Origin of the sequence: Streptomyces sp. NPDC058284, from assembly GCF_042881135.1 — a bacterium.
Lineage (GTDB): Bacteria > Actinomycetota > Actinomycetes > Streptomycetales > Streptomycetaceae > Streptomyces.
Map to the genome: position 1 here is coordinate 88961 of NZ_JBHVYE010000002.1, position 17653 is coordinate 106613.

Annotated in this window: 17 protein-coding genes; 2 read left to right on the plus strand and 15 right to left on the minus strand. The window is 71.6% G+C overall.

The features are described from left to right. Positions 1–63 precede the first annotated feature (63 nt). Entirely contained in the window at positions 64–1188 is a 1125-nt protein-coding gene (locus ACFVYR_RS03650; RefSeq protein WP_384248163.1) for a ferritin-like domain-containing protein, read from the plus strand. Between the two features lie 88 nt (positions 1189–1276). Here ACFVYR_RS03650 and ACFVYR_RS03655 read toward each other — a convergent pair whose 3' ends face one another. Genes ACFVYR_RS03655 through ACFVYR_RS03700 form a run of 10 tightly spaced genes read right to left on the minus strand, consistent with a single transcriptional unit; the run spans position 1277 to position 11491 of the window. After that, the gene (locus ACFVYR_RS03655) at positions 1277–2518 is read right to left on the minus strand and encodes a beta-ketoacyl-[acyl-carrier-protein] synthase family protein (protein ID WP_384248164.1); all 1242 of its coding nucleotides are present in this window, start codon (positions 2516–2518) and stop codon (positions 1277–1279) included. After that, positions 2518–2757: an acyl carrier protein gene (locus ACFVYR_RS03660; protein WP_384248165.1), complete on the minus strand. Its 240-nt coding sequence runs from the start codon at positions 2755–2757 to the stop codon at positions 2518–2520. Before ACFVYR_RS03660 ends, ACFVYR_RS03655 begins: the two co-directional genes overlap by 1 nt. A 29-nt stretch (positions 2758–2786) precedes the next feature. Beyond that, positions 2787–3791 carry a beta-ketoacyl-ACP synthase III gene (locus ACFVYR_RS03665; protein WP_384248167.1) on the minus strand — a complete coding sequence of 335 codons (1005 nt, stop codon included), beginning with the start codon at positions 3789–3791 and terminating at the stop codon, positions 2787–2789. Further along, positions 3788–4870 carry a fatty acid desaturase family protein gene (locus ACFVYR_RS03670; protein ID WP_384248168.1) on the minus strand — a complete coding sequence of 361 codons (1083 nt, stop codon included), beginning with the start codon at positions 4868–4870 and terminating at the stop codon, positions 3788–3790. Before ACFVYR_RS03670 ends, ACFVYR_RS03665 begins: the two co-directional genes overlap by 4 nt. Beyond that, entirely contained in the window at positions 4867–6408 is a 1542-nt protein-coding gene (locus tag ACFVYR_RS03675; protein ID WP_384248169.1) for a flavin reductase family protein, read from the minus strand. The genes ACFVYR_RS03670 and ACFVYR_RS03675 overlap by 4 nt, the downstream gene beginning before the upstream one ends. After that, positions 6399–6869 (minus strand): hypothetical protein, encoded by a 471-nt coding sequence (locus tag ACFVYR_RS03680; RefSeq protein WP_384248170.1) that lies wholly within the window; start codon positions 6867–6869, stop codon positions 6399–6401. The genes ACFVYR_RS03675 and ACFVYR_RS03680 overlap by 10 nt, the downstream gene beginning before the upstream one ends. A gap of 20 nt (positions 6870–6889) precedes the next feature. Further along, on the minus strand, positions 6890–7399 hold the full coding sequence (locus ACFVYR_RS03685; protein WP_384248171.1) for a type II toxin-antitoxin system RatA family toxin: 510 nt from the start codon (positions 7397–7399) through the stop codon (positions 6890–6892). Beyond that, positions 7386–8684, minus strand: coding sequence for an aspartate aminotransferase family protein (locus ACFVYR_RS03690; RefSeq protein WP_384248172.1), 1299 nt, complete (start codon positions 8682–8684; stop codon positions 7386–7388). The genes ACFVYR_RS03685 and ACFVYR_RS03690 overlap by 14 nt, the downstream gene beginning before the upstream one ends. A gap of 8 nt (positions 8685–8692) precedes the next feature. Then, positions 8693–9829 (minus strand): acyl-CoA dehydrogenase, encoded by a 1137-nt coding sequence (locus ACFVYR_RS03695; RefSeq protein ID WP_384248174.1) that lies wholly within the window; start codon positions 9827–9829, stop codon positions 8693–8695. A 48-nt stretch (positions 9830–9877) separates the two neighbouring features. Further along, the gene (locus tag ACFVYR_RS03700) at positions 9878–11491 is read right to left on the minus strand and encodes an aldehyde dehydrogenase family protein (protein ID WP_384248175.1); all 1614 of its coding nucleotides are present in this window, start codon (positions 11489–11491) and stop codon (positions 9878–9880) included. Between the two features lie 260 nt (positions 11492–11751). Between ACFVYR_RS03700 and ACFVYR_RS03705 the strand changes: the two genes are divergently transcribed. Next, positions 11752–12744 (plus strand): bifunctional lysylphosphatidylglycerol flippase/synthetase MprF, encoded by a 993-nt coding sequence (locus ACFVYR_RS03705; protein WP_384248176.1) that lies wholly within the window; start codon positions 11752–11754, stop codon positions 12742–12744. A gap of 46 nt (positions 12745–12790) precedes the next feature. Here ACFVYR_RS03705 and ACFVYR_RS03710 read toward each other — a convergent pair whose 3' ends face one another. The 5 genes from ACFVYR_RS03710 to ACFVYR_RS03730 all read right to left on the minus strand — a co-directional run bounded on the left by ACFVYR_RS03710 (position 12791) and on the right by ACFVYR_RS03730 (position 17491). Beyond that, positions 12791–13561 (minus strand): BTAD domain-containing putative transcriptional regulator, encoded by a 771-nt coding sequence (locus tag ACFVYR_RS03710; protein ID WP_384248178.1) that lies wholly within the window; start codon positions 13559–13561, stop codon positions 12791–12793. Positions 13562–14040: 479 nt separating this feature from the next. Then, on the minus strand, positions 14041–14790 hold the full coding sequence (locus tag ACFVYR_RS03715) for a hypothetical protein (protein WP_384248179.1): 750 nt from the start codon (positions 14788–14790) through the stop codon (positions 14041–14043). 69 nt (positions 14791–14859) lie between these two features. Next, a complete protein-coding gene (locus ACFVYR_RS03720) occupies positions 14860–15522 on the minus strand; it encodes a GDSL-type esterase/lipase family protein (RefSeq protein ID WP_384248180.1) in 663 nt (220 codons plus the stop codon). 50 nt (positions 15523–15572) lie between these two features. Further along, positions 15573–16088, minus strand: a complete 516-nt coding sequence (locus ACFVYR_RS03725; RefSeq protein ID WP_384248182.1) for an SRPBCC family protein — start codon at positions 16086–16088, stop codon at positions 15573–15575. Further along, on the minus strand, positions 16085–17491 hold the full coding sequence (locus ACFVYR_RS03730) for an MFS transporter (protein WP_384248183.1): 1407 nt from the start codon (positions 17489–17491) through the stop codon (positions 16085–16087). Before ACFVYR_RS03730 ends, ACFVYR_RS03725 begins: the two co-directional genes overlap by 4 nt. Between the last annotated feature and the right edge of the window lie 162 nt (positions 17492–17653).

A 17653-nucleotide genomic window follows, 5' to 3' on the forward strand; every position in this document is an offset into this window, starting at 1 on the left:
GCGAGACACCATCCCGTACCGCCATCCCGCACCGCCATCCCGTACCGCGTAAGGGGACTGCCCATGAGCGGAACCGCCGACGCCCCGCATTCGGGCACCGGCTCGGACAACGGCACCGACTGGTCCTTCCCGATGCAGGGGCGCACCACCTTCACCTGGGAGTACGACACCGATCGGGAAGTGCTGCTCAACCTCTACCAAAAGGGCAAGGACAAGCAGTGGGACAGCACGAAACGCATCGACTGGTCCCTGGAGGTGGATCCGTGTGACGTCCTCGGCACCCCGGAGAACACCCTCGCGCTGTACGGGTCCCGGCAGTACTCCCGGCTGAACAAGCGGGAGAAGCGGGAGCTGCGACAGCACATGGCGTCCTGGGAGTTCAGCCAGTTCCTGCACGGCGAGCAGGGTGCGATGATCTGCTCCGCGCGGATCGTCGAGTCGGTGCCGGACATCGACTCGAAGTTCTACGCGGCGACCCAGGTCATGGACGAGGCCCGCCACGCGGAGCTGTTCACGCGCTTCGTGCGCGACAAGATCGGCATGACGTATCCGATCAGTCCGCATCTGAAGGCCCTGCTGGGCGACGCTCTGAGCGACGCGCGCTGGGACATGCCCTACCTCGGTATGCAGGTCCTCATCGAGGGGCTCGCCCTCGCCGCGTTCGGCATCCTGCGCGACCGGACGGACAAGCCGCTGCCGAAGCAGATCCTGTCGTACGTCATGCAGGACGAGGCACGGCACGTCGCCTTCGGGCGCATCGCCCTGCGCGACTACTACAAGGAGCTGACCAGCCAGGAGATCGCGGAGCGCGAGGACTTCATCGTCGAGGGCTGCTATCTGATGCGCGACCGGCTGCGCATGCAGGAGGTGTGGGAGACGCTCGGCTACGACATGAAGGAGTGCATGGAGTACATGAACCGGGGCCCCCGGATGCAGGCCTTCCGCTCGCGTCTGTTCACCCGGATCGTGCCCTGCGTCAAGGACATCGGGCTGTGGGGCCCGAAGGTGCGGCAGGCCTACGAGGACATGGGCGTGCTCCAGCTGGCCGACCGGGACCTGCTCGAGCTCATGAAGGCCGACGAGGACCGCGCCGAGGCGCTGGACGCCGAGCGCCGCGAACTGGCCGAGCGGCAGGACGAGGTCCATCAGGCGGTCGCCCACGGCCGGCTCCTCGCGGACGAGGGCTGAGAGCCTGTCGCACACGGCGAGGAGGCCACCGCGCGTCGAAGACGTGCGGCGGCCTCTTCGGCCCTGGAGCCGGTCCTGCGGGCCCTGTCTAGGGGCGGGTCAGCACCACCACGGCGTTCTGCCCGCCGAATCCGAAGGAGTGGCTGACGGCCACCCGGACGTCGGCGGGGCGTGCCTCCTTGGCGACGATGTCCAGTTCGATCTCCGGGTCCTGGCTGTCCAGGTTCGCGGTCGGCGGGATGAGACCGTGCTCCACCGTCAGGGCCGCCACGGCGATCTCGATCGCTCCGGACGCGCCGAGGGAGTGGCCCGTCACGCCCTTCACGGAGGTCACCGCGGGCCCTTCGCCGAGTACGCGGCGGATCAGTCCGGCCTCCATGAGGTCGTTGAGCGGGGTGGAGGTGCCGTGCGCGTTGACGTGGTCGACGGCGCGCGGGTCGGCCGCCGCGTCGTCGAGGGCCGCGCGCAGGGCCAGCTCCGCGCCGCCGCCGCTCGGTTCCGGCGCGGTCGCGTTGTAGGCGTCGGCCGAGGCACCGTAACCGCTGACGTGCGCGTGGATGTGTGCTCCCCGGGCCCGCGCGCCGTCCGGGCGTTCCAGGATCAGGACGGCGGCGCCCTCGGCGGGCACGAAGCCGTCGCGGGCGGCGTCGAACGGCCGGGAGGCCCTCGTGGGGTCGTCGCGGCGCGTGGAGAGCGCGCCCATCTGCTGGAATCCGGCGATGATCGAGGGGATCAGGCAGGCCTCGGTGCCGCCCGTGATCACCACGTCGCACCGTCCTGAGCGCAGCAGATCGCGTGCCGCGCCGACGGCCGTGGCGCCCGACGCGCAGGCCGTGGCCGTCACGAAGTTCGGCCCGCGGGCCCCGAACTCCATGGCGACGTAACCGGCCGCCATGTTGACCGCGAGCATCGGGATCAGCATGGCGGAGACGTTCTCCGAGCCTCGCTCCAGGAGGACGTGGTGCTGCTTCTCCCAGGAGGCGGCGCCGCCGATGCCGCTGCCGAGGACCACGCCCACCCTGTCGCCGTCCCAGCGGGACGGGTCGAGGCCCGCGTCGGCCAGCGCCTCCTTCGCCGCCGCCACCGCGAACTGGCTGCTGCGGTCCAGCCGCCAGGCCTTGCGTCTGCCGACGGCGGCGACCGGGTCGAAGCCGGGGATCCAGCAGCCGAAGTCGGCCGGGATGCCGGCGAGAGCGGGTACGGGCCGCGCGGCGGTCCCGTCCCCCGCCTTGATCCGCTCCCAGGACTCGGCGGTGCCGAGCCCGGCGGGGGTGACCATGCCGATTCCCGTGACCGCCGCGTCGAACCGGGCGTCGCCGCCTGTCCCCATCAGACGGTCACCCGCTTGACGTCGAGTACGCCGGCCGCCTCGGCCAGGGAACTCTTCGCCTGCAGGTCGTCGTCGGTGAGGCTGATGCCGAACTCCTCCTGCACGGCGAGCGTCAGTTCCACGAGTGCGAGCGAGTCCAGTTCCAGGTCCTCGAAGGTGTTCTCCGGTACGACCTCGTCGGCCTCGATGCCGAAGCCCTTGGCCAGCAGGCCGACAAGACGGTCGTAGGTGCTGCTCATGCGTGCTCCTCAATGGTGGGTGGGTCGAGTCATACGGGGATGAGCGCGGGCCAGCGGACGGTGCAGGCGCCCCAGGTGAGGCCGCCGCCGAAGGCGGTGAGCACGGTGCGGTGGCCGGGGAGCAGTTCGCCGCCCGCCACGGCGTGCGAGAGGGCCAGCGGGATGGAGGCGGCCGCCGTGTTGCCGACCCGGTCGAGGTGGACGGGGCACCGGCGGCGCGGCAGCCGCATCCGGTCCGCGGCGGCGTGCAGGATCCGCAGGTTGGCCTGGTGGGCGATGAGCCGGTCGATGTCGCCGACCTCCCAGCCGGCCCGCCGCGCCGCGGTCAGCGAGGCGTCGGCCATGCGTTCCACGGCGTTGCGGAAGACGGCCTTGCCCGCCATCCGGAAGTACGGGTCCGCCCCTTCCGCGGTGTGCGGGCGCAGCGGTTCGCGCGAGCCGCCCGAGCGGACGCCGATCAGGCCGCTGCCGTTGCCGTCGCTGCCGAGCACCGGGGTGCCGAGCGCGCCGGGCTCGTCGGCGCCGCCGGACCGCAGGACGACGGCGCCCGCCCCGTCGCCGAAGATGGCCCTGGTCGACCGGTCGGCCGGGTCGAGGATGGTGGAGTACGTGTCCGCGCCGATGACCAGCACGCTGCCCGACGTACCGGCGGCGATCAGTCCGGCCGCGGCGGCCAGCGCGTACAGGAAGCCGGTGCAGACCGCCCCGACGTCGAAGGCGGCCACGGTTCCGAGGCCAAGCTGGGCCGCCACCAGCGGCGCGGTGGCGGGGCAGGGGTGGTCGGGGGTGCTGGTGGCGAGGACCACGGCGTCCACCGTGTCGCGCTCGGCGGACTTCAGCGCGCGCCGGCCCGCCTCCACCGCGAGGTCCGAGGTGGCCGTGGACGGGTCGGCGACGTACCGCGTGCCGATGCCCGTACGGCTGCGGATCCATTCGTCGGAGGTGTCGAGCTCCCGCGCGAGGTCGTCGTTGGTGACCGCGTGCGGCGGCAGCCAGGTGCCCAGGCCGCAGAGCACCGCGGCGTCGGCGCTCACCGGGCGCCCCCGTCCTGCGCCTCGCGCTCCAGCACGGCCACCTCTCGACTGACGTCGCCGAGGTGGTCGGCCACCTTCAGGTAGGACCGCAGCAGCCGTTCCTCCGCGTACGGCAGGCCGTTGCGCACCAGATACTCCTTGACCAGCGGCTGGGCGCGGCGCAGGTTCCTGCGGGGCATGGCGGGGAACAGGTGGTGCTCGATCTGGTAGTTGAGCCCGCCGTAGAAGAAGTCGGTGATCCGGTTGGGTGCCAGGTTGCGGGAGGTGATCACCTGCCGGGTGAGCCAGTCCAGTTCCTCCTCCGCTCCGTCGCGTACGGGCAGCCCTTTGTGGTTGGGCGCGAACATCAGCCCCATGTAGAAGCCGAACAGGCACTGGTGGACGGCGATGAAGGCGAGGCCGATGCCGACCGGGAGCACCATGAAGACCACGGTCAGGTAGACCGCGAGGTGCAGGGTCAACAGGCCGAGGTCCAGGGCGGCGTAGCGCTGGAGGGCGCCCTTGCGCGCCGCCACGTAGCCCGAGGCGTGCAGGCGCAGCCCTTCCAGCAGGATCAGTACGTAGAACATCCACGCCTGGTGGCGGACGATGAAGCGTCCCGCGGTCCCGGTGCGCTTCGTCCGGTCCTTGGCGTCGAAGATGACCTGGCGGCGCAGGATGTCGGGGTCCAGGGAGAGGTGGTTGGGGTAGTTGTGGTGCTTGGTGTGGTGGCCGACCCACCAGCCGAAGCTGACACCCGTGAGCAGATTGCCGTGGAGGTAGCCGATCACGTCGCCGGCCTTGCGGGTGCGGAAGATCTGGCGGTGCCCGGCGTCGTGCCCGATCAGGTCCGTCTGGCCGAAGCAGGCCGCGAGCCAGACTGCGACGGCCAGTTGCCACCAGCTGTCGCCGATCAGCGCGAACAGGGTCCAGCCCGCCGCGAGGAGCAGCAGATTCGCGATGATCTTGTACGTGTAGTAGACGGGTTGCGAGTCCATGAGTCCGGTCTGCCTGACCAGCCGGGTGATCTCCTGAAGGCTCGGGGCGGCCACGTCCTGTCCGGCCGCCGCGGGGGCGGGCGTCCTGTCGAGGGCGCTCATATCGCCTCCTCAAGGCCCATGTAGGTGAGCCGGGAGCGCTGCATGCGCGTGGCCCACTCGTGCCCCTTCTCCAGCCGCTCCCGCGCGGTGGTGTCCGCCAGACGGCGGCCGGGCCAGATCTCGTAGTCGCGCAGCAGGTCGCGGTGGTCCTCGACGCCCTGCTGGAAGATCTCCTCGCGGCGCATCAGCTGCTCGGTGGTCGGCAGCTGGTCCCAGAGCGCGTATCCCTCGCGGATCAGCCGGAGGAGGCGGGGCCGGTCGTGCGGGGCGGCGCGCAGGTGGTCGCGGACGATGGCGCTGCCGACCGTCAGGTGGCGGATCTCGTCGATGCCCGCGCCGCGTTCGATGTCGGCGGCGGCCGGGTCGAAGATCCGCCACTTGCGTTCGCTGAGCTCGGCGGCCGGGGCAAGGACGCCCTCGACGAGGACCGTCAGGACCAGGACGCCGCCGACGAAGTCCCGCTCGTCGCGCAGCACGCGCAGCCCGAGGTTCTCCAGCGGCTCCAGGATCTCCTTCTCGTCGGTGGCGGCGAGGCGGGCCACCGTGTCGGTCAACTCCGCCTCCTTGACGCCGAGTTCGATGAGGTGACTGCGGAACACCATGGCGTGGCGCGCCTCGTCGATCAGCTGCGTCGCGTAGAACTCCAGGGTGTCGTTGTCGGGTGCCAGCGCGGTCAGGTAGCCGATCGCCCGGGTGGCCTTCTCCTCGGCGACCGAGCGGTAGGCGAGTTCCTGGGTGAGCGCGCTGTTGAGCGGGCCGGGCTGGACGACCACGTCGAGCGGCCGGACGTCCGGCGCGTGGCCGAGGAGGTTGCCGCGCAGGGTTCCGTTCGGTACGGCGTTGAGCCAGTAGCGCAGATTGCACAGGGCGGGGGTGAGTTCGAGGTCCTCCGCGCCGGCCAGGAGCGAGGGGGCCCGCTCCCAGTCGGCCTCGGCGGGGATGCCCGCCGTCGCGGGCGTCGATGTCGTCATGGGGTATCCCTTCCGTCCCTTCCCGCGTGGCGGGGGGGCGGCCGTGGACGGGCCTGCGTGCAGCTCGTCGGCGAAATTGACCAGCGGGGTGCCGCCGCGGTGCACCGCGGCGACGACTCGTGCGATCACCAGCTCGTGGTCGCCGACCGGGACGGTGAGTTCCGGCCGGCATTCGAGCCAGGCCACGGCGCCGCCGATCCGGGGCACGGCGTCGGCGCGGTCGCCGAGCCAGGCCGCCGGGGGCAGCTGGCCGAGGCCCGTGGGGCGGGTGCGGCGGGCGAAGTGCCGGGCCAGCGGCTCCTGCCCGGCCGCGAGGCCGTTGGCGACGAAGACCCCGCTGCCGGCCACCGCCCGCAGCCCCCGGCTGCCCGCCCGCAGCAGCGCGCAGGCCATCGGGGGGTCGCCCGGGACGGTCCCGAAGGTGCTCACGGTCACGCCCTCGACCTCGTCGCCCACCCCGCAGATGAGCACCGTCACCCCGGTGACGAAGTGGCGCATCGCGGTGATGACGGCGGCTGCGGAGTCCGCCGGGGCGGCCACGGGCGGGCGCCGTGTGGCTAGGGCCATGTCACCTCGTCCAGCTTGTCGGCCCCCCGGTCTCCGGCTGCCCCGGTGGCCACGAACTCGCTGCGGAAGCGGCGGTACGCCTGATGCGTCTGCGGTTCGAAGTGCAGGCCGAACGGTTTGAGGTAGTTCCCGAACAGCGCCCGGTCCCCGAAGAGGTGGAGCGGCAGCGCGAGCAGCGCCCATTCGGCGTCCCACAGCCAGATCCACGCCAGGGCGACCAGGCCCTGGGTCACCAGGGAGTGCATGACGTTGTAGAGCACGTAGTACGTCTTGCCGATCTCGCCCTTGCGTCGCCGGTACTGGATGGCGCCCGGGATGTAGCCGATCAGGTCTATGTAGACGAACAGCGCGACGGCGGGCAGCCAGCGGACCTCTGAGAGGTGGGTCAGGAAGGCGACCGCGGCGACGACGAGGCCGAGCCCGTACTCCGCCCGCACGAGCCGGGCGGTCACCGGCGTCATGAACAAATTCTTGGTGTCCATCAGCCCGCCCGTGCCACGTGCGGCGCCGGAACGGCCGGTGCGGCGACGGCGCGGGCCAGCGCCTCGTCGCCCACCACCGAGCCCGCGGGGAAGAGCCCGAGCACCACCCGGGCGATGGTCTCCTTGATGACCCTTTCGGCGACGGGCTCCAGGATGCCCGCGAGGCTGGGGATGCCGAAGTCGAACTCGGCGCGGAAGACGACCCGTACCGCGCCGCCCGTGGTGGAGATCCGCCAGCTGCCCTCGAACGTCTCGAAGTCGCCGTCGAGCTGGGTGAAGACGATGGTGAGGGCCTGCCGGTCGAAACGGTCCGCCTCGGTCCAGCGCAGGACGCCGTTGCGGAAGTACACCTCCCAGTCGCTGGTCTCCGCCACGTCGCTGGTGTCATGGACGGTGACCGAGCGGACCACCGGCGCGAAATCGGGGTAGCGGGCGAACTCCTTCACCCGGTCGTACACGGCGTCCGGAGCGTTATCGGGCACGCCGACGGTCACGTCAACGCCGCGCATGGGCGGCACCACCTTCGGGAGTCGGGACGTAGCGGGCCGCCTGCACACGGCAGGCGCGTTCGAACGCGTCGAGGAGGAACCGCACCTCGGAAGGGATCAGGACGGCGGGCGGGGTGAAGCGCAGCACCAGGTGGGAGTTGAGCGAGTGGTTGGCCACCACGCCCTGCTGGATCAGCTCGACGAGGAGGTCCCCGGCCGGCCCCGGCTCGGTGAACTCGACGCCGAGGAGCAGCCCCCGGCCCCGTACCTCCCGTACCAGGCCGCCGAAGGTCTCCCCGGCGATCCGACGCAGCCCTTGGAGGATCTCGGTGCCGAGCTCGCGGGCCCGGGTGACGAGGTCCTCCTCCTCGATGGCCGCGAGCGCGCCGCGCACGGCGGCCATCGCCAGGGGCATGCCGGAGAAGGTCGAGGTGTGCAGGTAGGGGTCGCGGTCGAAGGCGCCGAACACCTCGGCGCGCGCGACGACCGCGGAGACCGGCATGATGCCGCCGCCCAGGCCCTTGCCGCTGAGCAGCATGTCCGGGGTCAGCCCGTCCGCGTCGGCGCCCCACAGGACGCCGAGGCGGCCGAGCCCGGTCTGGATCTCGTCCAGCACGAAGAGCGCGTCGTGGGCGCGGCACAGTTCCTGGACCGTCCGCAGGTAGCCGGGCGGCGGGATGACCACGCCCGCCTCGCCCTGGACCGGCTCGATCACCACGCAGGCGCGGCCGGACGCCGCTTCGAGCTGCCCGGCCAGGGCTTCCGCGTCGCCGTAGGGCACATGGGCGGTGCCGGGGAGCAGTGGGCGGAACGGCTCCTGGAACAGGGCCTTCCCGGTGAGGCTGAGCGCGCCCATGGTCTTGCCGTGGTAGCCGCCGTGGGTGGCGATCAGCCGGTCCTTGCCGCGGGTACGGGCGATCTTGATGGCCGTCTCCACGGCCTCCGCGCCCGAGCAGGCGAAGTGCACCCGGTCGAGCCCCGGCGGGGCGGTGGCCACCAGCGCGTCGGCGGCCAGCGCCGCCTGGGGTTCGAGCAGGACGCGGGTCGCCACCGGGTTGCGGTGCAGCTGCTCGACGACATGGCGTACGACGGTGGGGTGGCGTGCGCCCATCAACAGGACGCCGTAGCCGCCGCAGTTGAGGAGCCGGCGGCCGGACGCGGTGGTCACCCAGGCGCCCTGGGACTCCGTCTCCAGTTCGCCGCCGAGCAGCTCGCCGAGGGTGGCGCGCCCCTTGCTCAGGCGTGTCCTGTACAGCCGGCCGATCTCTTCGCGGCCGGGTGTCTGTGCGGGCAGGGCAGTGGTCACGAGGCTCCTCACGCCAGCCGCAGCGGCAGGCCGTCGGTATGGTCGAGGAAGGGCACGGTGAAGCTGGAACGGGACGGCGGGTGGAAGGCCAGGCCGTGCGAGGCGGCCGCCAGGTAGGCGATGTCGCCGGAGCCGATGAAGGCCATCCCGCCGAGGAGTTCCACGGCGCGGCCGACGGCGGACCGGATCGCGTCCTGCGCCCCGTACCGCGCGACCAGCGCCCGGCCGAGGCCCTCGTTGCCGACCGAACCCTCCATGATCATGCGAGCCGTGCCCTCGGTGAGGAGGGCGGCCGTCTCGTAGCGGGCGAGCAGTTCGGCGCGTTCGGTGTCCGCGCCGCGGCGGCTCTCGACGACTCGTTCGACGAGCGCTCCCGCCATCCCGATGTACGAGGCGGTGATGAGGAGTTCGAACCAGATGAATCCGACCGTCTGCAACTCGTCCAGCTCGCCCGCGTCGCCGAGTTCGGTGCGCATGACCTGCTGCTCGTCGACGAAGACGTCCTTCAGCCGCACCTCGTCGCTCTCGGCCCCGGCCAGGGCCCAGCTCGACCAGAACGGCTCGACCGTCAGGCCCTCCACCTGCCGGGGCACCAGGAGGACCGCCATGTCGGTGGTGCCGTCCGCGTTCGGCAGTGCGGCGCTCGCGGTGAGCAGGTCCATCGAGCGGGAGAGGCTGCAGGGCTTCTTGGACCCGGTGATGAAGTAGCCCTTCTCGGCGGGGCGGGCCTCGACCGTGGGGTTGAGGATGCCCCGCCCCGGCCGGCCCTCGGCGAACCCCGAGGCGACCAGGAGGCGCTGCTCGACGATGCCTTCGAGGAGTGCCCACTCGACTCCGCCGCTCTGCAGGCTGTCGGCGAGCGAGAAGAGCGTGGCCACCGAGAAGTGGTGCATGGTGGTGGCCACCGCGAGGGAGGGGGCGGCGGCGCCCAGCGCGATGGTGACGGCGACCGCCTCAAGGGGCGTGGCACCGCTGCCCGCGTACGTGGTGGGGATGACGAGCCCCGGGCCCCCGTGCGAGCGGAAGAGGTCGATCGCCGGACTGCCCGGCTTCTCCAGGTCGGCCAGCGGCACCTTCGCGAGTGCGTCCAGCAGGCCGGGCAGATGCTTCTCGCAGGTGCGCCGGGCCGTGTTCATCGAGCGCATGACGTCGTCTCCTTGGGAACATCCGCGTCCACCGGGCGGGGCCGCGGTTCAGTGGCGCTCATCGATCAGCGACTGCCAGGCACCGAAGACCGCGTCCCTGGGCCGCGACCCGGGACTGAGGCTCACGCCCTGAAGGTGCGAGGTGCGCAGGATGGGGTAGTTGGCCTCGCCGAAGACGCCTCCGGTCAGGCCGGTCCCGCCGTGCGTGGGCAGGTAGGGCAGGAATCCGATGTGCGAGTCGTTCACCTTGAACAGGCCGCCGGTGCGGACGCGGGAGACGAAGGTGTCGACGACCCCGGGAGCCTTGGCCCACAGCGAGTTGCGCAGCCCGTAGGGGTTGGAGTTGACGTAGTCGACGAAGGTCTCCAGCATGTCGGCGTCCGGCGCGGGTTCGGCGATCACCAGGGGCAGCAGCGGGAAGAACGTCTCGTGCCGTACGGCCTCAAGATCGCGGGCCCCTTCGACGCCGCGCACGACGATCACCGTGGGTTCGAGGAAGATGCCGTTGGGGTCGCGGGTCTCGTCGAGCTGCATGGCGTGTCCCCCGCAGACCACCTCGGCGCCCTTGTCGCGGGCGTCCTGGAGGCAGCTGAAGAACTTCTCGTTGCGCAGGACGGGCGTCAGGAGTACGTCGGGTTCCCACGGGTGCCCCGGCCGGATGTGGCCGATCTGCCGGATCAGGCTCTCCACCAGGGCGTCCGCGATCTCGGGGTGGACCAGCACCTGGTTGGGGATCATGCACAGCTGCCCGGAGCCGTAGAAGCTCTCGGTCAGGGCCTCGGCGGCCAGTTCGACGTCGGCGTCCTTCCACACGGTGACGACGTCGTTGCCGGCCAGCTCCAGGATCGGCTTCTTCCCCGCGGCGACGCACCGCTCCTGGAACCGCAGGCCGTTCTCGCTGCTGCCGAAGTAGATGATGTCGTCCACCGCCGGATGCTCGAGCCAGCAGCCGAGCATCGGGGCGGGGTCGCCGCAGACGACGTTCAGCGTCCCGGGCGGGGCGCCGACCTCCTGGAGCACGGGTGCCACGAGCTCCTGCATGACGTACATGACACCGAGCGGCGCGCTGCGCGGGGCCCGCACCACCAGGGCGTTGCCGCCCATCACGGCGGTGACCCCGAGCAGCGCGCTGGAGAGCGGCGCGTTCTGCGGCGGGTTGAGGCAGACCACGCCGTCGGGCCGCCTGCGCACCTGGAGGCGGCGCTCGCCGCGGTGGAACTCCTGGAACATCTGGGAGCGGTAGAAGCTGATCGACTCCGGGCCGAAGCACTCCAGCATCCCGGAGACCTGCCACTGGGCGAGGGCCAGCGGGTGCCCCTCCTCGACCAGGACGGCGGCGACGTCATCGGCGTGCGCGGCGAGTCGCGCGTGCAGGAGCCGGCCCACCGTGTCGATACGGACGTCCGCGGGGACGGCGCCCCAGACGGGGGCCGCCGTGGCAGCCGCCGAGACGGCCCGCTCCACGGTGGCGCGGTCGGCCTTGCCCACCCGTCCGACCACGCTCGCCGGGAGATCGTCCGGCGCGGCGCGCCCCTGCTCCAATTTCCTTTTGAGCGTGAGGCTGGCGAAAACGTCGTCGAGGAGGGAATCCGCGTCGAGTACGTAGACGTAGTCCTCGCCCGGCACTTCTCGCGCGTTGACATAGGATTGATAAGTGCGCATCCGCGCGGGAAGGTGACGTGTTCCGTGCTGAAGCCGGTGCCGATACAACTGCGTACTTCCCACGCTCACTCCTTCGTGTGCGCAACCGGTCCGGCCGACCGGTGCCGAGCCACGCCGCGATCCTCACAGGGCCTTCTGAGAAGCCGCTGAAAGTCCGCTGACACCGCGGCCTCAGCCGGATGCGGCGGCCCCGCGATATGTTGCGCGAAACTTTCGTCGGCCGATCGGGGAGCGTGCGACGCATGAGCCGGGTGTCAGAAATGCCGCGAGAGAACGCCGAGACCGCTCAGGCCGCACTGACCGCAGTTCAGAAGTACGCGCAGAACCCGAGTTCCTTCCTGGCGCTGAACGCCGGGAACCAATTGTTCCTCGGCAAGGGCGGGGAACTCGTCGCCTACCGGGAGGCCGGTCGCTACGTCATCCAGTTCGGCGGCGTGTACGGGCCGCCGGAACGCCAGGCGGAGGTTCTGCGGGAGTTCCGGGCGTACGCGCGCGAACGCCGCCGGAAAATCGCGGGCATCCAATTGCAGCGGTCGGACGCCGAGTTGTACGCGCAGGAGGGATTCACGCTCAACCAGGTGGGCTCGTCCTACGCGGTGCACCTCCCCGAATTCACGCTGCGCGGCTCGCGGTTCATGAAGCTGCGCAACAAGATCTCCCAGGCGAGGCGGAACGGCCTCGACGTCAAGGAGGTCTCGTTCGCGGAACACGGCGACAGTGTCGCGCGGATCGACTCGGCCTGGCTGCGGGGCAAGGGCAGACACGTCAAGGAGATCGAGTTCCTGGTCGGCGAGACCGGCGGCCCCGTCCAGCGCTACCGGCGGCTGTTCCTGGGAGCGCTCGACGGGCGGCCGGTGGCCTACATCTCGTACTCCCCCGCCTACGGGGCGCGTGCCGGGTGGCTGCACGACCTGAGCCGGCGCCTGCCGGACACCCGGCCCGGCGTGATGGAGGCGATCAACGCCACCGCCATCGAGACCTTCACCCAGGAAGGCGCCGAGTGGCTGCACTTCGGCTTCACGCCGTTCACCGGCCTGGACCGGTCCCTCGAACTGCCCGGGCACAGCGCCCTGACGGGGAAGTTCCTGCGGTTCCTCGCCGACAAGGGAGAGTCCGTCTACCCGGCCGCGGGACAGCTGGCGTACAAGGAGAAGTGGGGCCCGCAGCTGGTGCTGCCGGAGTACCTCGCCTTCGAGGGCAGGGCGAGCCTGCGGGCCGTGTGGCACATCCTGCGGCTGACCAACTCGGTCTGAGCGCCCGCGGTCCGAGACCCTGCGAGAGCCAGGTGGCCGGGCTGTCTCATCGGTGCAGCAGCAGGTCGTCCTCCTGCTGGAGCACCTCCCTCAGTTTCTTCCGCATTCCGGGGCCCGGGTCGATTCCGAGCTCCGCCGAGAGGTTGTGCTGCACCCGCCGGTAGGTGCTGATGGCGTCCGCCTGCCGACCGGACCGGTAGAGCGCGGTCATCAGGTGCTCGCAGAAGCGCTCGCGCAACGGGTGCTGGGTGAGGAGCTGTTCGAGCTCGGGTATCACCTGCTGGTGCCGGCCGAGTTCGAGATGCGCCTCGACGAACAGTTCGCGCCCGATGAGCTTGGTCTCCTCCAGGCGGGCACAGGCGATCCGGCAGATCATTCCGTAACCGGCGTCAAGGAGCGCGGGTCCGCGCCAGACGGCGAACGCGTCGTTGAGCAGCTTGATGACCATCTCGAAGTCCTCGTTCACATACCGGCCAGCCATTTCGACGGCCCGGGTGAACCACAGTGCGTCGACGTCCGCGGCGTCCACGTCAAGAACGTACCCGGAGTGCGAGGTGCGGATGAGGTTTCGGACGCTGGGCTTTCCGGTCTGCCTGGCCAGTATGCGGCGCAGCCTCGCGATGTGGGACTGGAGAGAGTTCTCGGCGGTCTTGGGAAGGCGGTCGCCCCAGAGTTCGTCGAGCAGGTCCACCGCGAGCACCGGGGTGCCGGGGGTGAGCGCCAGGGCCGCCATGATGGTTCTGAGTTTTTCTCCCGGTATATCGAGAGGAACGTTTCCCTCGATCACCTGAAGTGGGCCTAGAAGTCTGATCTGCACGCTGATCCCCCGTTTTCCCGGTGTAACGGCAGCCTGGCGCGGCGGAAGGTGCGGGTGGAGATGCCGAGCGATGCGCCCAACGCCATTGGGCGGGCTGCCGGACCGACGATCCGGACCACCACAGTGGTTCGGAGTGTTCATGCGTCCCCAGCGCGGAGTGTACGGACTCGCACTTTGCGGCCCAACCGGATCAAGACGGCGAAATATAGTTGTCTCGTTTCCGGCTCCGTGGATGCCCTGGTTTCGAGGAAGGCCGCCTTCACTCCCGTACCGTGAGCCTTCCTCCGGCTCCCCACGTCCCAGCCGCACACTCGTCGGGCCCGTGCTTCACGGCTGATCTTCTGGACACGTCCACGTGAATCCGCCAGACCGTCGGCAGTGATACCCGCAATCTCGCAGGGCGCGCTGAAAGGCCGCTGAAACGCGCGCTTCAGCGGGACGGGCGCGAGGTGGCCGTGCGACCGCTCTCAGAGCCTGTGTCATATCCTGTCGGCGCAGATCACCACCGCCTCCGCCCCGTGGTCGCCCCACATGGCGACGGCCCCCGTCCCCCGCTCCCGCCGGCGCAGGCTCCGGGACAGCCGCAGGGCCATGCGCAGCCCCGTGGTGTCGAAGACATGCTCGTCGGGAACGGCGTCGTACCCCCGCGCCGCCCGCGGCGACTCGCGCACATCGACGGCGCACAGGTCCCGCGGCACCGCGGAGGTCTCCCGCAGCGCCTGCCGGACGGCGCGTACGGCTTGGGCGTACGACGACCCCGCAGAACCGACGACCGTGCTGTGCGCGCCGAGCCCGGCCAGCCAGGGCAGGCCCAGCCGTTCGGCCCTGGTGCGACGCATCAGGACGACGGCCACCGCGCGCTCGACGCGCCACGGCGGTCCGGTTCCGGTCCGGGCGAGCCCCGGGTCCGTGCCGCTGACGACGACCACGTCCCCTTCCCCGCCGCGGATCAGCCGGTCGGCCAGCGCGAGGGTGCGCAGAGCGCAGAACCGGGTCCCGCCCACGGAGACGGCCGGCACCCGGTCGGGGACGAGGGCGCGTCGCACCACCTGCCGCGCCTGCCGCTGTCCGACGAGCACGTGGTCCACGTCGGCGGCCCCGATGCCCGCACGGTCGAGTGCCGCCTCGATGACGAGGGCCCCGAGTGTGACGGAGGGCAGCGCCCCCAGACTCGCGCAGAGGGCTCCGCCGGACGTGGCCGCTCCTGCGACGATCACGGACTCGGACATGGGCGCACCAATCAGCGGGGGCGGGTCGGCGGGACGGGTGCCGGGAGGGCCGGTCTCAGGCCGGACTCCTCACCATGACGCGGTCCGGGTCACCTCGGGGTGCGCCGCCAGACGGCGGATCACCGCCGCCGCGACGGCTCTCTCCCTGTCACCGGCCGGACCGTCCCCCGCACCCACCATGTCGACATGCATCGCGCCGTGCTGCAGGGCGAGGGCGCGGGTGCGCTCCGCGAGGAGCCGCAGCCGCTGCTCCGGTCCACCGCCGCGCTCCGCCACCGCCGGGGCCTGCCCGCACGAGCCGTACGCGCCCAGGGTGATCACGTCCGCGCCGGAGTCCCTGAGCGCCCCCACGATGCGGTGCAGCTCCGCCTCGGTGGCGTCGACGTCGAAGGAGTCGAGCAGCGCCTCGTGGCCACCGGCGACGACCGCGGCCAGGTCGCCCCGGAACGCCAGGGCCCTGGCCAGCTGTCTGGACCGCACCTGGGCGGCCGACTGGTCCGCCCGGCTCAGGTTGAGGTAGGCCAGCTCGGGCCGGGGCGAGCGCAGCGCCCCGGCCACCCGGTCCGCCCAGGGCTCACTGCCGGAACCCCGCCGGGAGGACCCGCGGCTCCTGGCCCCGCTGTCGCCGAGGACGATGAAGCGCCGCCAGGGCGTGCCGGCACGGAAGTCGGGGTCCTCGCCGCGCGGGTCGCGGGGGGAGTCGTGCCGTTCGTGCGGTGGGGCGCCGTTCACGGAGTTCTCCTCGCAGAGGGGGCGACGGGCGGAAAGCCCGCCCGACGGGTTCACCGGGACTGTCCCGGCTGTTCGACGGCGTCGCGGATCCGGTGCAACGTGGTGCGCATACCGGCCCTGTTGACGCCGGCGCGCTGTGCGGGCGGGGTTCCGGTGAACACCCGGCCGAGGAACTCGGCGGCCTTCGCGCCCCGGCCGCGGCGCAGATCCTTCCAGTACTCGACGAGCTCCACCCCGTCGGGGCAGGGCTCCACACGGTAGCCCCACAGCGCGATGGGCAGGCCGAAGGAGGTGACCCGGAACGCGAACTGCCGGTCGGGGTCCGCCCGTACGACGCGGCAGGAGGTGAACCAGACCGACCGGCCGCGCCGGTTGAGGCCCACGAAGCGGTCGCCGGTGCGGGGCACGGCGCGCCGCGAGACGACGGCCCGGCACTCGGGGCTCCACCGGCCCATCCGCCGGATGCCGGCCACCGCGGCGTAGACCTGCTCCGCCGGTGCGCGGACCACGACGCGTTCCTCGACCGTCCATTCCCGCTCGGTGGACGGCGTCTCGCGCGCGGTCACCGCTCCGCTCCCTTGCCGGTCGCGGGCTCGGCGGCGGGCACGGGGGCCTGCTGCGCGGTGTCAGGACCCGGCCGGTTCCGGCCCGGGGCGAGTCCGAGGCCGAGCAGCCCGGCGACGGCGGCCATGGCGCAGGCGAAGAACACCACGTGGCTGTACGGGGTGGGCGAGGACGAGGTCGAGGCGGGCAGGATCGCGGCGAGGACGGCGATGCCGAGGGCGCCGCCGATCTGCCGTACCGCCATGTTGAGTCCGGTCGCGCCCGCGAAGTCCACCGGTTCCACGGACAGCGCGGCGGCGCTGGACACGCCCGTGCTGGCCGCGCCGATCCCGGCACCGGCCAGCAGCCCGACCGGGATCCACATGCTCCACAGGGCGGCGTCCGAGGCCAGCGTGAGCGCCAGCCAGAGGGCCGCGCCGACCAGCGCGCTCGCCCCGAAGAACACCACCAGGTGTGGGCAGCGCTTGCTCAGCGAGCGTCCGACCAGCACCGCGACCACCGCGGAGAGCACCGCCCCGGGGCTCATGGACAGACCCGCCGCGATCCGCGAATACCCCCACACGTCCACCAGGAACAGCGCCCCCACAAGGAGCCAGGCGTACAGCGCGGCGCCGAAGAAGAACGAGACGAGGTTGGCGAGGGCGAAGACCCTGCTGCGCCACAGCCGTGTCTGGAGGGCGGGGCGGGGGTGGCTGCGGGCCCGCACCAGTGCGAGCGCCAGCAGGACGAGGCCGCCCACCAGGGCGCCGAGCACCCGGGGATCGTCCCAGTGCCACTCCTGCCCCTGGGTCACGCCGAGCACCACGAGTCCCGCGCCCGCCGCGAGGAACAGGGTGCCGAGGATGTCGGGAAGGCCCTGCGTGGTCCGCTCCGGTCGGCGTACGACCCTGATCCCGGCGAGCAGCGCAAGGCCCAGGGGTACGTTGATGAGGAACACCGAGCGCCAGCCGACGGAGTCGATGAGGACGCCGCCGAGGACCGGCCCGGCGGCCGCCGCCGCGGACGCCGCCGCGCTCCACAGTCCGATGGCGGCCCCCCTGCGCCGCGGTGCCACATCGGCGAGGACCACGGCGAGAGAGGCCGGGATCATGGCCGCCGCGCCGAGGCCCTGCAGCGCGCGGGCGACCAGCAGGGTGGGCAGGTCCGGCGCCAGGGCGCAGAGGAGCGAGGTCGCGGTGAACAGGCACATGCCGATGACGTAGAGCCGGCGCCTGCCCAGTACGTCGGCGAGGCGTCCCGCGGGTGCGAGGAAGGCCGCGAACACGATGGCGTAGAGCGAGATGACCCAGGTCAGGTCGGTCACCGCGGCGTCGGGGAAGCTGTCGTGCATGTCCGTCACCGCGAGGTTGGCGACGGTGGCGTCGAGGATGGAGAGGAAGATGGCGCCCGCGGCGAGCGTGACCACGACGGGGTAGCTCGGTTTCCGGGCGGCTGGGTCCGGGCTTCGTACCATGTGTCTTGAGCCCTTCGTCGCACCGATGTCTGCCTGCCACTCTCGCAAGGCCGCCCGCCTGTCACTGGCAGGTTTTCGACGTGGTCGCCCAGGGCCGGTACGAGGGCCGAAAAC

Excerpts from the sequence above, each read along its gene's own strand:
- ACFVYR_RS03695 (WP_384248174.1), bottom strand. The coding sequence starts at position 9,829 with ATGCGCTCGATGAACACGGCCCGGCGCACCTGCGAGAAGCATCTGCCC.
- ACFVYR_RS03715 (WP_384248179.1), bottom strand. The coding sequence starts at position 14,790 with ATGTCCGAGTCCGTGATCGTCGCAGGAGCGGCCACGTCCGGCGGAGCC.
- ACFVYR_RS03680 (WP_384248170.1), bottom strand. The coding sequence starts at position 6,869 with ATGACGCCGGTGACCGCCCGGCTCGTGCGGGCGGAGTACGGGCTCGGC.
- ACFVYR_RS03685 (WP_384248171.1), bottom strand. The coding sequence starts at position 7,399 with ATGCGCGGCGTTGACGTGACCGTCGGCGTGCCCGATAACGCTCCGGAC.
- ACFVYR_RS03700 (WP_384248175.1), bottom strand. The coding sequence starts at position 11,491 with ATGCGCACTTATCAATCCTATGTCAACGCGCGAGAAGTGCCGGGCGAG.
- ACFVYR_RS03650 (WP_384248163.1), top strand. The coding sequence starts at position 64 with ATGAGCGGAACCGCCGACGCCCCGCATTCGGGCACCGGCTCGGACAAC.
- ACFVYR_RS03660 (WP_384248165.1), bottom strand. The coding sequence starts at position 2,757 with ATGAGCAGCACCTACGACCGTCTTGTCGGCCTGCTGGCCAAGGGCTTC.
- ACFVYR_RS03675 (WP_384248169.1), bottom strand. The coding sequence starts at position 6,408 with ATGGCCCTAGCCACACGGCGCCCGCCCGTGGCCGCCCCGGCGGACTCC.
- ACFVYR_RS03705 (WP_384248176.1), top strand. The coding sequence starts at position 11,752 with ATGCCGCGAGAGAACGCCGAGACCGCTCAGGCCGCACTGACCGCAGTT.
- ACFVYR_RS03655 (WP_384248164.1), bottom strand. The coding sequence starts at position 2,518 with ATGGGGACAGGCGGCGACGCCCGGTTCGACGCGGCGGTCACGGGAATC.
- ACFVYR_RS03670 (WP_384248168.1), bottom strand. The coding sequence starts at position 4,870 with ATGAGCGCCCTCGACAGGACGCCCGCCCCCGCGGCGGCCGGACAGGAC.